General features: G+C 61.9%; 10 protein-coding genes. 4 read left to right on the top strand and 6 right to left on the bottom strand.

Annotation, left to right across the window (positions count from 1 at the left end; genetic code table 11):
- Positions 1–204 precede the first annotated feature (204 nt).
- Entirely contained in the window at positions 205–1,335 is a 1,131-nt protein-coding gene (locus tag G7048_RS11670) for a 3-deoxy-7-phosphoheptulonate synthase (protein ID WP_166068299.1), read from the top strand.
- A 42-nt stretch (positions 1,336–1,377) separates the two neighbouring features.
- Here G7048_RS11670 and G7048_RS11665 read toward each other — a convergent pair whose 3' ends face one another.
- The 5 genes from G7048_RS11665 to G7048_RS11645 form a co-directional block, all read right to left on the bottom strand.
- A complete protein-coding gene (locus tag G7048_RS11665; protein WP_166068298.1) occupies positions 1,378–2,403 on the bottom strand; it encodes an acyl-CoA dehydrogenase family protein in 1,026 nt (341 codons plus the stop codon).
- Between the two features lie 9 nt (positions 2,404–2,412).
- The gene (locus tag G7048_RS11660) at positions 2,413–3,603 is read right to left on the bottom strand and encodes an acyl-CoA dehydrogenase family protein (RefSeq protein WP_166068297.1); all 1,191 of its coding nucleotides are present in this window, start codon (positions 3,601–3,603) and stop codon (positions 2,413–2,415) included.
- Between the two features lie 240 nt (positions 3,604–3,843).
- Positions 3,844–4,818, bottom strand: a complete 975-nt coding sequence (locus tag G7048_RS11655) for a tripartite tricarboxylate transporter substrate binding protein (protein ID WP_166068296.1) — start codon at positions 4,816–4,818, stop codon at positions 3,844–3,846.
- Between the two features lie 55 nt (positions 4,819–4,873).
- A complete protein-coding gene (locus G7048_RS11650) occupies positions 4,874–6,973 on the bottom strand; it encodes an acetate--CoA ligase family protein (protein WP_240933252.1) in 2,100 nt (699 codons plus the stop codon).
- A 19-nt stretch (positions 6,974–6,992) separates the two neighbouring features.
- Positions 6,993–7,793, bottom strand: coding sequence for an enoyl-CoA hydratase (locus tag G7048_RS11645; protein WP_166068294.1), 801 nt, complete (start codon positions 7,791–7,793; stop codon positions 6,993–6,995).
- Positions 7,794–7,881: 88 nt separating this feature from the next.
- Here G7048_RS11645 and G7048_RS11640 point away from each other — a divergent pair, with 88 nt between their 5' ends.
- The 3 genes from G7048_RS11640 (at position 7,882) to G7048_RS11630 (ending at position 12,239) form a co-directional block, all read left to right on the top strand.
- Positions 7,882–8,688 (top strand): IclR family transcriptional regulator, encoded by an 807-nt coding sequence (locus G7048_RS11640; protein ID WP_166068293.1) that lies wholly within the window; start codon positions 7,882–7,884, stop codon positions 8,686–8,688.
- A 62-nt stretch (positions 8,689–8,750) separates the two neighbouring features.
- On the top strand, positions 8,751–10,469 hold the full coding sequence (locus G7048_RS11635) for a hypothetical protein (RefSeq protein ID WP_166068292.1): 1,719 nt from the start codon (positions 8,751–8,753) through the stop codon (positions 10,467–10,469).
- A 222-nt stretch (positions 10,470–10,691) separates the two neighbouring features.
- Entirely contained in the window at positions 10,692–12,239 is a 1,548-nt protein-coding gene (locus G7048_RS11630) for a hypothetical protein (protein WP_166068291.1), read from the top strand.
- A gap of 76 nt (positions 12,240–12,315) precedes the next feature.
- On the opposite strand, the gene G7048_RS11625 is transcribed toward G7048_RS11630, so the two are convergent.
- Positions 12,316–13,062, bottom strand: coding sequence for an SDR family NAD(P)-dependent oxidoreductase (locus tag G7048_RS11625; protein WP_166068290.1), 747 nt, complete (start codon positions 13,060–13,062; stop codon positions 12,316–12,318).
- Between the last annotated feature and the right edge of the window lie 434 nt (positions 13,063–13,496).

Genomic DNA, 13,496 nt, shown 5'->3' with positions numbered 1-13,496 from the left:
AGTTCGGAAAAAATGAAAGAGCGTCTGCGCAGACAGGCTGCAGAAAGTCATGGTTTCATTGCAAGCGGAGAACTCATTTGGAATGGCTCAAAGGGTCCGGGAAACAAGCCGCGTCGATTGGTATCCGTTCTGCTTTTTTGGAAACCGGCGCGTAAATCCCTGAAAGGAAATGCTGTGTGCGGCTTGCAGGACAATGGAGGCACCATGACTCAGACCACCACCCCCACGTCCACTTCGGCTGCAAACAAGCCCAAGATCTCCACACTGGATACCACGCGCATCGACGACGTGCGCATCAAGGAAGTCCGCCCTTTGCTCACCCCGGCGCTGCTGCAGGAATGGCTGCCCACGCCGCCCTCGGCGCTGGAAGTCGTCGAAGGCAGCCGCGCGGCCATCTCGCGCGTGCTGCACGGTCAGGATGACCGTCTGGTGGTGGTCGTCGGCCCTTGCTCGATCCACGACCACGACCAGGCCATCGAATACGCCTGCAAGCTGAAAAAGCAGGCCGAGGCGCTGTCGCAGGACCTGCTGGTGGTGATGCGCGTGTACTTCGAGAAGCCGCGCACCACGGTCGGCTGGAAGGGCTACATCAACGACCCGCGCATGGACGGCAGCTTTGCCATCAACGACGGCGTGCAGATGGCGCGCGCGCTGCTGCTCGACATCCTCGAACTCGGCCTGCCGGTGGCCACCGAATTCCTCGACCTGCTCTCGCCGCAGTTCATCAGCGATCTGGTGAGCTGGGGCGCGATCGGCGCACGCACGACGGAGAGCCAAAGCCATCGCCAGCTCGCAAGCGGGCTCTCGTGCCCGGTGGGCTTCAAGAACGGCACGGACGGCGGCGTGAAGGTGGCTTCGGACGCCATCCTCGCGGCCGAATCGGCGCACGCCTTCATGGGCATGACCAAGATGGGCCAGAGCGCGATCTTCGAGACGCGCGGCAACAAGGACTGCCACGTGATCCTGCGCGGCGGCAAGCAGCCCAACTACAGCGCCGACGACGTGAACGCGGCCTGCGAACTGCTCAAGAAATCGGGCCTGCGCGAGCAGGTGATGATCGACCTGTCGCACGCCAACAGCAGCAAGCAGCACGCGCGCCAGATCGTCGTGGCAGAAGACGTGGCAGGCCAGGTGGCTGCGGGCGACACGCGCATCATGGGCCTGATGATCGAAAGCCACCTCGAAGAAGGCCGCCAGGACATCGTGCCCGGCGAACCCCTCAAGCACGGCGTGTCAGTGACGGACGCGTGCATCAGCTTCGAGCAGACCGTGCCGGTGCTGGAGCAGCTCGCCGCAGCCGTGCGCACACGCCGCTCCAAGCGCGCTGCGGGCTGATCTCCCAAAGCGCCATCGCGGTGGATGGGGTGGACTGGCGCGTTACGCCAGCGCCAGTTCCTCCACCCGCGTAAGCGCCTTCGACGCGCCGTCCAGCCGCGCCGCCAGCAGTTGGGCGCGCTTGAGGTACAGGTGCGCGTCGTGCTCCCACGTGAAGCCCATGCCGCCGTGCACCTGCATTACCGTGCGCGTGGTCTGCAGCGCGCCTTCGATGGCCGTGAACTCGGCTGCGGCGCAGGCGAATGCGGCGTCGGGCAGATGGCCGTCCATCGCGGCCGTGGCGTAGAGCGCGGACAGGCGCGCGTTGTCCACAGCCATCCACGCATTCGCGAGCTGGTGCTTGATGGCCTGGTAGCTGCCGATGGGCTTGCCGAACTGCACGCGCTCCTTCGCATAGCTCGCGCCCAGTTGCAGCGCTGCCTGCGCCACACCGATGAGTTCGGCGCAGAGCATCAAGCGGTGCGCGCTGCGGGCATGTGCGCGGTCGGCTGTGGATAAGTCGAGCTGCTGCCATGGCAGGTCGGTTGCAGCGCCTGGCGATTGCAGGATCGTCGGATCGAGGCCCGACTCGCCGGTTGTCGACGCCGGGATGATGGCGATTTCGAGCGGCCTGTGGATATCTTCAAGCCCGCGCACCACGACCAGATCGGTGCATTGCGCAGAGAAATCCCACAGTTTGTCGCTCGCATCGACGCAATGCGCCACTCGATCCCCGGCAAGAATGCCGATCAGAAGCGATTTGAGGGCCTCTGGCGCGTTTTTTTCAGCAAACTTGATCCAGAGGGACAGCAAGACCGCGCTGCTCGCCCAGGGCAGATTGAGCAGTTGGCTGCCCGCCGTCTCGGCGACCAGATAGGCATCGGTCAGGCCCAGCCCCAGTCCATCCATGGCTTCGGGGGCGAGCAGGGCCATCCAGCCCATCTCTGCCATGTCGCGCCACAGCGCTTGCTGCGCGGCGTCGGAAAACGGCAGCGCCTTGCGGGCGCGGGTGAGTGGATGGTGGTCGGCGAAGAAGCGCTGTGCCGATTCCTGCAGCATCTGCTGCTCGTCGTTGAGTGCGAAATCCATTTTGTGTCTTCAACCCTTGGGCAAGCCCAGCATCTGCTCGGCCAGAATGTTTCTTTGGACTTCCGACGTGCCCGCCAGAATCGTCTCGGCGCGGGTCCAGAGGTAGTCGCGCGTCCAGCCCGCAGCCTCGCGGTCGGCACTGTGCGGCTCGGCGCCCGCGAGCGCACGTTCGCCCAGCACCTCGTTGGCCAGCACCATGAGCTTCTGGTGCGATTCGCTCCAGTGCAGCTTGGTGGCAGAGCCCTCCGGCCCCGGCGGCCCGCCGCGCAGCGCGTTGGTGAGCGCGCGGAAGGTCTTCAGCTTGAGCACGTGGCTGTCCACCGCAAGGCGTGCGATGTCGCGGCGCAGATGCGGGTTGTCGAGTGCGGTTTTGCCGTCATCGTCCGGCGTGTTGACGGCCAGATTTTTCAGCGCCTGCACTTCCTGCGTGAAGCGCACCTGACGCGGAATGAAATACGTGCCGCGCTCGAAGCTGGCCGCCGCCATCGCCAGACGCCAGCCGCCGTTTTCTTCGCCGACCAGCGCATCGAGCGGCACCTTCACGTCGTCAAAGAAGACCTCGTTGAAATCGGACTCGCCGGTGATCTGGCGAATCGGCTCCACGCGCACTCCCGGCAGCTTCATGTCGACCAGCAGAAAGCTGATGCCCTTGTGGCGCTGCGCCGTCGCGTCGGTGCGCGCGAGCACGAAGCAGTAATCGGCGATATGGGCGAACGAGGTCCACACCTTGTGACCATTGAGCAGCCAGTGGTCGTCCTTGCGCTCGGCGCGTGTGGAAAGCGATGCGAGATCCGATCCCGCGCCGGGCTCGGAATAGCCCTGGCACCAGATGTCCTTGTTGCTCAGAATGCCGGGCAGATAGCGCTGCTTCTGCGCATCGCTGGCGAAGTGGATCAGCGTGGGGCCGAGAATGCCGTGGCCGATGATGTTCACGCCCAGCGGCGCGCCGATGCGGGCCTGCTCTTCATGAAAGATCGCCTGGCGCGTGAGCGGCCAGTTCTTGCCGCCGAACTGCTCGGGCCAGCCAAGGCCGGACCAGCCTGCGGCGCACACGTAGTCTTCCCAGGCTCTGCGCCATTCGAAATTGTTGGGATCGGGTTCCGTCGGCCAGGCGGCCTTGAACGCGGGGAAGTGGGTTTCGAACCAGTCGCGCAATGTGATGCGGAAGGCTTCGTCTTCAGTTGAGTAGCCCACTTGCATGGTACTTTCAATCCTGTTTTTGTGTTCACGAAGCCTTGTCGGCTTCGATGGGTTATCCGTACGTGGGCGCCAATACAGCCCTTCATGCTTTGTTGCGAAGCCTGGCCGTACATGAGTACTGTCTGCGGCTTCGCGTCGCGCCTGAAGGGCTGTCTTGTCGTTGTGGTGATTGATCACGAAGTGGTCAACACGTCATGGCGCGCGTGCGGCTTGCGCCGCGTCGATTGATCAATCAGTCGATCAGTCCGCTTTTGCGCCGGAATCCTTCACCACCTTGGCCCACTTCACGATGTCCTTCTTGATGAACTCGGAGAACTCGGCTGGCTTGTTGCCGATGATGTCGAGGCCGAGGGACTGGAATTTTTCCTGCACGGCGGGTTCCTTGAGGACTTCCATGAGTTCTGCGTGGAACTTGTTCACGACCGGCGCGGGTGTGCCTGCGGGTGCGACAAAACCGAGCCAGGGCATGGCTTCGTAGCCGGGCAGGCCGGATTCCGCCACCGTGGGCACGTTGGGCAGCAGCTTGGATCGCTGTGCGGTGGTCACGGCGAGCAGACGGATCTTGTTATCGGCGATGAAGGGCTTGGACGATGCATACGCGTCGAACATCACGTTGATGTTGCCGCTGACCAGATCGAGCAACGCAGGCGCGCTGCCCTTGTACGGCACGTGTTCCATCTTCACGCCGGCCATGGTGTTGAAGAGTTCGGATTCCAGATGCGTCGACGTGCCAGCGCCGACCGAGCCGTAGTTGGCCTTGGTGGGATTGGCCTTCACCCAGGTCACCAGTTCGGCGACGTTCTTGGCGGGCACGCTGGGGTGCACGCTGAGCACGTGCACGACCGAGGCCACGAGCGAGATCGGTGTGAAGTCCTTCACCGGGTCGTAGTTGACCTTGCTGTACAGCGCGGGCGCAATGCCCAGCGACGATGCGGCAAGCAGCACGGTGTGGCCGTCGGGTGCCGACTTGGCGACGAACTCGGACGCGATCATCGTGCCCGCGCCGGGCTTGTTCTCGACGATCACAGGTTGGCCGAGACGGTTCTTCAGACGCTCGGCCAATGTGCGCGACATGATGTCGGTGGCACCGCCCGGCGAGAACGGCACGACGATGGTGACGGGCTTGCTCGGGTAGTTACCGCCCTGTGCATAAGCTGTGCCGCAAACGGCTGCGGCCGCGATGGCGACGGTCGAGATGATTTTCTTGATGACCATGGTTGCTTGTCTCCTCTTGGTTTTCGGGTTGGGGAATGCGTTGTTGCGTTGTTGTTCACTTGTCTGCAGGCAGCACCAGCGCGTCGAGCATGCACACGCCCTGGCCTTGCTGCTTGACGAGCAGGGGGTTCACTTCGACCTCGTCGGCCTGCTCCTGCAAGGCCAGCACGGCGCGCGAGAAGGCTGCGATGGCGGCGCACGCAGCGTCCACATCACCCAGCGCGCGACCGCGATAGCCGGTGAGCAGCGGGAAGGCTTTCAGCTCGCCGAGCATCTCGCGGGCGATATCCGCATCGACTGGCAGCACGCGGTGGCTCACGTCCTTGTAGAGCTCGGTCAGCACGCCGCCGAGGCCCACGGTCAGCGTCATGCCGAACACCGGATCGCGCGTCGCGCCGACGATGAGTTCGGCCACGCCCGATTCCATCTTGCAGATCAGCGCACCGTCGATGCGCGCTTCGGGAGCGTAGTTTCTGGCACTTGCGATCACTTCATCGAAGGCCTTGCGCACCTCATCTGCGCTTTGCAGACGCAGACGCACGCCACCGGCTTCGGTCTTGTGCGCGATGTCGGCGGACAGCACTTTCAGCACGACGGGATAGCCAATCGCATCCGCCGCTTGCGCCGCTTCGTCCGCGTTGGCAGCAACGCGCTCCGCGCCTGCGGGCATGCCGTGCTGCACCAGCAATTGCTTGGTGCGGAATTCATCAAGGCTTTCCGGCAACGCGGTGCGCGCGGGAGCGCTCTGATGGCGCACATCGAGCCAACGGTTGTGCTTGCGACGCTCCTGCCACAGCAGGAAAGGCGAAAGCGACGAGACCGCGACGCCGATGTCCTCGAACACCGGCACGCCGCCGTTGCGCAGTTGCTCGCGCGTCTTGGCCGCTCCGGTGTCGATGGCGACGAACAGCTTGGAGAACTTCGCCGACACCGCGCACAGATCGTCCGCCATGCGGTCGAGCATGTAGCCGGGCGCGTAGATCACCACGCTGTCCACCGCGTCGGACTGCGCGAGCGCTTCCATCGCCGTGCGCACAAATCCTGGATCGTTGACCACGTTGCCCGTCACATCGACCGGATTGCTCACCATGCCGTAGTCGGGGATGCCGGCGCGCAGCGTGTCCTGCAGCGCTTGCGGCAGCGTGGGCACGTCCAGCCCCGCGCCGATGAACTTGTCGGCAAGAATCGCGCCGAGCGCGCCCGAGATCGTGATGATCGCCACGCGCTTGCCAGCGCTTTGATGGCGGTACTGCGCCAGATGCGCGAGCTGCGCCATCTGCACGAAGTCATTGCTCTGGATGATGTTGAGCTGACGGAACGCGGCCTGGTACACCGCCTGATCGCCCGCAAGCGCCGAGGTGTGCGAACGCACGGCCTCCGAGCCTTTTTCGGTCTCGCCCGCCTTGTAGAGAATCAGCAGCTTGTCGCTGCGCGCAAAGGTTTCCGCCGCCGCGATGAAGCGCTCGCCATCGCGCAGCTCTTCGATGTAGCCCATGGCCACTTCGGTCGCATCGTCCTGCGCGAGGTATTCGAGGTATTGCGCGAAGTCCACGCAGGCCTCGTTGCCGGTGTTGATGAAGTGGCTGAACGCAACGCCCAGGCGGCGCGCAATCGCATACACCGCAGCGCACACGTTGCCGCTTTGCGTGAGCAGGCTGACGCTGCCTTGGCCTTCCTGCATCGGCGCAGTGTTGAACACCGATGCGAAGTTGGTGTGCGCCTGCGTGTTCAGGTTTGCAAAGCCCATCGCGTTCGGGCCGGCAACGACCAGATCCGTCGTCGCGACATACGCTTCGAGTTCGGCCTGCAGCGCCGCGCCTTTTTCGCCTTCTTCGGCAAAGCCCGCCGCGTAGACGATCACCGCACGCGCGCCCTTGGCCGCGCAGCGCTTGAGCATCGCAAGCACGTCGGGCGCGGCAATCGCCAGCACCACGAGATCGGGTGCTTCGGGCAGCGATTCGATGTCGGCATAGCAGCGCTGGCCAAACACTTCTTCGTACTTCGGGTTGATCGGAAAAATCTGACCCTGATAGCCGAACTTCGTCAGATGTGCGATCGGCATGCCGCCGATGCGAGCGGGATTGTTGCTTGCGCCGACGATGGCAATCGACGCGGGATTGAGCAGCGGCTCAAGACGGTGTGTTGAAGTTTTCACGGGAGACAACATGGCGCGCTCAAGCCTTCTCTGGGTTCTTCTGGATCGCATTGGCCAGACCGCGATCGCGCGCCGTCAGAAAGCCTTCGCTCAGGTGCGAGAGCTGGTGCGTGTCGAAGTGCGCGGCCAGCGCCGTGCGCAGACCTTGCGAATCGAGCGAGCGGTTGATCGAACGCTTGATGAGATGCAGCCCGAATGGCGGTGCCTTGGCGATCTGCTGCGCAAGCGCGAGCGTGGCGTCGGACAGTTCCGCATCGCTCACCACGCGGTTGACCATGCCGATTTCTTTCGCTTCCTGCGCGCTGATCTTGCCGCCGGTGAACAGCATCTCCTTGGCCTTGCGCGCGCCCATCACCCACGGGTGGATCAGCACTTCGGTGGCTGCCGCGCCCAGCGTGTGGCCAACCGGGTCGGAGAAATACGCGCTCTCGCTGGCCACCACCAGATCGCACATGTTGGCGATCATGAAGCCGCCCGCCACGCACGCGCCCTGCACCTGCGCGATGGTCGGCTTGGGGAAGTCCCAGATCTTCATCGAGTAGTCGAAGTAGCGCAGCTCTTCATACGCCCAGCGCTCCTCCACGGTGAAGTTCGCGCGCTCGGCCTGCGCCTGCTTGAGGTCGTGCCCCGCCGAAAAATGCGCACCCTTGCCGCCGAGCACGACGACGTTCACCGAGTTGTCCACACGCGCCTCGTCGAACGCGGCCATCAACTCGTCCAGCATCTGCTGGCTCTGCGCATTGCGCTGGGCCTCGCGCGCCAGCAGGATGCGGCGCACTGCGCCGTGGTTTTCGATCTCGAGCGTCTCGTAGTTCGCCATGTGCTTGTCTCCTTGTCTCAGCAATGGCATTCAGTCTAGACTCGCCATTTCCTGCATTACAAACACAATCGAGACTTTTTCCCACAATATGGACAAACCGGCTTCCAAACCCACCGAGAGCGCGACAGGCACCGCTGGCGCACAAAGCCTGCGCCGCGCGCTCAGCCTGCTGCGCCTGCTGGCCGAGCACCAGGAAGACGGCATCACGCTCACCGAGGTGATGGCCGCGTCGGGCCTGGAGCGCTCCACCGCCCACCGCCTGCTCTCGTGCCTGGCCGAAGAGCAGTTCGCCGAACGCGATCCCGACACCAAGTCCTACCGCCTCGGCATCGACGCCATGCAACTCGGCTTCGCATCCATGCGCCGCGTGCCGCTTGTGGACAACTGCAAACCCCTCATGCAGAAGCTCGCGCGCATGTCAGGCGACACGGTGTTCCTCGTGATCCGCCAGGGCGACTACTGCCTGTGCCTGGCCCGCGAGGAAGGGCACTTCCCCGTGAAAGTCTTCACCACCGACGTCGGCGGCCGCCGCCTGCTCGGCCTCGGCGCAGGCGGCCTGGCGCTGATGTCGCAACTCTCCGACGCCGAAATCGAACGCATCCACGACCGCCACGCCGAGGAATACCTGCACGCCAACTTCACCCGCGAATGCCTGCTCCAAGCCGTGCGCCGCACCCGCGCCATCGGCTACGCGGACATCACCGACACGCTCACCGTCGGCGTCTCGGGCGTCGGCTGCACCTTCACCGCATCGGCCAGCACCCAGGCCGCCATCAGCTTCGGCGCCATCTCGCCGCGCCTGCCACCCGAGCGCAAAAAGGAAATGGCCAAGCTGCTGATGGAGCAATTGATACAGCAAAGATCCGCCACCGGGGATGGTGGACAACCTGCTTGACACATTCGGCGGATACACACAGGCTCTGTGCAACGATGCACGAATAGTCTGGAGTTCCGAGAATGCGTTTCGCAAAGCCGTATCTGCTGCCAGCCCTTGCGCTGGCCTGTCTTTCCATGCCCGCGCACGCCGCGCGCGAGTTCACGCCACAGGCTGGTCTGTGGATGATTGCAGCCGAGCGCAACGGCGAGCCCGGGCGTGGGTTTTCCATCGACGTGCAGGGGAACACCGTGTTCATGCAGGTGTTCAACTACGAAAAAAGCGGAGCCGCGACGTTTCATACGGCGGTGGGCAAACTCGGCGAAGCCGCTTCGATGACGGTACCGCTGCTGCGCTTCAAGGGCGGGCGCTACTTTGGTGGGCCTGCACAGATCGGAGTGGAAGATGGCAATGCAGGCAACGTGACCGTGAAGTTCACCAATGGGTTGGCTGGGACGATCCGATTTCCCGGCGAGGGCGAGCAGCCCATTGCCCGGTTTCTGATTCCGGAGAAGTTGCCGTTCTGGTGGACCCAATTGTCGGATTCGCCACCGTCCGACAAGAAGGGCCGCCGTCAAATGAATCTGATCGCGACGGACTCGAGTGGAGCACTCCATACATGGTTCGCAACGCTTTCGAAAGAGGCCGACGACTTGCCGTTCAAGTTGACTTTCGAATCAATGCAGACGGCGTACTACACGAGCATGAGGCAAGCGTCCCGCGCGCTCGAATGCAGCATGGAGCTCAGCACACAGGTCCTCGACTGCGTGCCCGCCCAGACCACGGATCCGGCCGCAAACGGCGGCTCCGCCGACGCACTGCAGATTCGTCGCATGCGACTGCGTTTTCTTGGGTATGACATCGTGGGCGAGATACAGCCCGAGGCCAATCCATCCAACCGATTGGTGCTCAATGGCACAACGATTGGCAGCTACAGTCAACGGCTCATCAACCAACGTATCGAGGAATCCAGAAAAACCTACTCATGGTTTGATTTGATGCCGGAGCCGTGCATCATGAGTTGCATAAGAGAGGGCCAGAAACACATCACAGTGCTGCCCACCAGCGGTGCCTGGGTGCTTGACGCAGAACGCACGGGCAAGCCGGGACGCGGCGTGTTTCTCGATGTGCAGGACGACACTGTCATCGTGCAGACCTCCGACTATCTCGCAAACGGCGAGCCCACATTCCATCTGGGCACCAGCAGCTTGCAGGGCTCTCTCAAGCTCAGGGGCGATACGACCAGCGCGATGTCGATGTTCCGCTATGCGGGAGGCCGCCATTTCGGAAGCCCCGCCCAATCCGCCAAGGAAGTCGCCAATGCTGGAGAACTGAAGCTCTCGTTCACACCGCAGACCAACAATGTGTACACGGACTTCGCTACCGGCGATGTCAGCTTGCCCGGAGAGGGCTCGCAGCGCATCAAGCGTCTGCAGTTCGAACCCGTATCGCTCGACATGGAGGGCATGCTTGGTGAATATCTCGACACGTGGCGCAAAAATCTGGCGCAGGAAGAACGCTGGTTCAGGCTGACCCGTGTGGAAGGCGCGGTAGCGAAGAACGACGACGGAACCGTGCAATGCAAGCGCGATTCTTCCGATCCCAGACCCAACGGGATGAACTGCGTGTGGAGTCTCAGCCCCGACGCCGCATCCACTGCGGAAAACGAGTGGGGTCGTGCCAGCCTGAGCATCCATCCCTTCCATCGCGAGACATCCGGGACGACCCTACGCACCCGTGATCGCCACGGCAACTGGCTGGGTCTCGGCAAAGTGAGTCTGCCCGGTCTCGCCATCCCATGAACCCAAAGGTATCCAAAGAACGAAACCAGCATTCAAAGGAGGCTCAGACCCATGCGATTCATACCCCATGCCCTCACCGCTGCTCTGGTGCTTTGCTGCGCGCTGCCCAGTTGGGCGGCACGCGAGTTCACGCCGCAAGCCGGTCTGTGGATGATTGCAGCCGAGCGCAACGGCGAGCCCGGGCGTGGGTTTTCGCTGGATGTGCAAGGCAACACCGTGTTCATGCAGGTGTTCAACTACGAGAAGAGCGGAGCCGCGACGTTTCATACGGCTGTCGGCAAACTTGACGAAGCCGCTTCGATGACGGTGCCGCTGCTGCGATTCAAGGGCGGGCGCTACTTTGGTGGGCCTGCACAGATCGGAGTGGAAGATGGCTCGGCTGGCGAGGTGACGCTGCGCTTTGCTGATGGGCTCAATGGAACGGTGCAGTTTCCGGGCGAGCAGGCGCAGCCCATTTCGCGCTTTCTGGTACCGGAAAAGATGCCGTTCTGGTGGACTCAGCTTTCTGACGATCCTCCTTCCGGCAAAGAAGGCTTTCGCTCCATGCAATGGGTGGCGACCAGCAAAAATGGCATCCGCTACACATGGGACGCCAAATTGGGCATGGGTACCGATGGCGTTTATCCGCTCCAGCTTGGTTCGACATTTGATTGGGGTAGTGCACTTCGCACCTTTGACTGCCGACTGCAAGCCGAGACCGAAGTGTTCGACTGTCTGCCGACGTCCAATAGCTTCAACGGCGAAAAACCCGACATGCCCTTGGAGATCCAGCGTCTGAAATTTCGCGTGGTGGGGCGCGATGTGATCGGAGAGCTTCAACCGGCATGGGATCTTGCGCAGCGCATGACGCTGAATGGCTGGCAAGAAGGAAGCTACAGCTGCAATGGACCGACGTCATATTGCATGTCCGAACGAGAACGCAGCGCACGTCTGTACAAAGCGTCCACGCAGCTTGGCGGAATCTGCATCACGGGTTATTGCAGCGGCTACGGGCACATCACCCTGCTGCCGAACAGCGGTGCCTGGGTCATCGAAGACGAAAGAACAGGACAGCCGGGACGTGGTGTGTTTCTCGATGTGCAGGATCACACCGTCATCCTGCAGACCTCGGACTATCTGGCCAGTGGCAGTCCAACGTTCCATCTGGGCACCAGCAGCTTGCAAGGAGCAAACACTTCGGCGGGCGAGACGACCACATCCATGTCACTGCTCCGATTCAAGGATGGCCGCCATTTCGGTGGTCCTGCCCAGTCGGGAAGCGAGGCCACCAACGCAGGAGCCGCCAAGTTGTCGTTCTCCATGCGATATGGCAGCGACTACACGCTGACCGACTTTGCGACGGGCAACGTGACATTGCCGGGAGAAGCGTCGAAACGGATACGCAGGCTGCAACTGGAGCCCGCACCCAGCACCGGCATTGAGCACATGCTGGGTGAGTACTACTTCCAGTTCAGCTATTCGCTGCCTTCTGCTCCCCGCTGGGTGCGCCTGACTCAAGTCGAAGGAAACATCGCAAAGAATGAGGATGGCTCAGTCCTCTGTCAGCAACGCGATGCCTCCAATCGCTATCGCATGTTTTGCGTGCTGTACCCGACTGAAAGCATCACGCCCGGAAGCATCAATGGGAAAGGGCAAACGTACGTTGAGGTGACACCATTCAATGCAGGCGCAAGCATCGAACGGACGGTTTTACGTACTCGAGATCGCCACGGCAACTGGCTTGGCCTGGGCAAAGTGAACTTGCCGGGCCTCGCCATCCCCGCCGATTGATTTTGAGATATCCCCAAAAACAAGGGCTGCGTGTGGATAACTCGCAGCCCTTTTGCTTTTGCAGCGCAACGCGTGCTCAGGTCAGATTCAAGCCGCCATCCGACAGCACCACCTCGCCCGTCAGATAGTCCGACGCCACCAGCATCGCCACCACTTGCGCGATGTCTTCGGGCTTGGCGCCGCGTTTCATGGGCGACTTTTCGTTCCACAGTTGACGCGCTGCCGTCCAGGTTTCGGTGAGAGGTGTATCGACCAGCCCCGGTGCGATGGCGTTGACGCGGATGTCGGGGGCGAGATTCAGCGCGAGCAGCCTGGTCATGTGGTTGAGCGCGGCCTTGCTGGCGGAGTAGGGGATCGACGCACCCTTGGGGCGCACGCCCGCATGCGAGCTGATGTTGACCACGCAGGCGGGTTTGCCGCGCAGTGCTGCCGATGCGCGCAGGGCTTCCTGGGCGTGTGCGATCAGGCGAAAAGGCGCGACGACGTTGACTTCGTGCATCTCGTGCCAGACCTCGGGCGTGGCGGCCAGCAGGTCGCCGTGCGGGATGACCTGACTTATTCCAGCGTTATTCACAAGCACGTCCAGCCGTCCGCATTCCAGCAGGGTTTCGCGGATCAGGCGTTTGCGGTCTTCCTCGTTGGCCAAGTCGGCTTGCACATAACAGGCGCCGGGCAGTTCGTTGGCCATGGCCTGACCGGTTTCGACGCTGCTTCTGGAGTGGAGCACGACGGAATATCCGTCGGCCGCGAGACGTTTGGCGATGGCGGCACCGATTCCACTGGTGGATCCGGTGACGAGAGCGACTGGACGGGTGGTGGTCATGCGGCCATTTTCAGGTTTGCCGACGGTTTTCGCGAGCGAAGCGAGCAGATTTGCACAAAAAATAGGCAATCCAAGAAATTTTTTATATTGCGAAAAATTCGACGCGTTTTTTGAAGAACCGAGCTACTAGCAGTTATTGTTAAACAGTCTTATATAAATTTGTTGTTAGTAGTAGAGGAGCGAACAAACTGTGGATAACTTCATTTGTTCAAATTCCGACAAGGATTTGGAAAAACGCAAACCATGTGTCTTGAAGTACCTGTTTCCTGCTTCCGAAATGGGCACAACTTTCAAGTTTTCCACATTTCTGTGGATAAGTAAAAGTTGCTCTTGATTTTCTGTACAAGCTTGTCCACACCCCTGTCTTTATTGAGTTTCATCTGTGAATAACTTGTGAAATACCTGTTTGAAGGTCGGGATGGATGACGCAAGCC

The sequence above is a fragment of the Diaphorobacter sp. HDW4B genome (genome assembly GCF_011305535.1).
Classification (GTDB): Bacteria; Pseudomonadota; Gammaproteobacteria; order Burkholderiales; family Burkholderiaceae_C; genus Diaphorobacter_A.
Note: the sequence above shows the minus strand (reverse complement) of the source record. Positions and strands in the feature narration are given on the sequence as shown.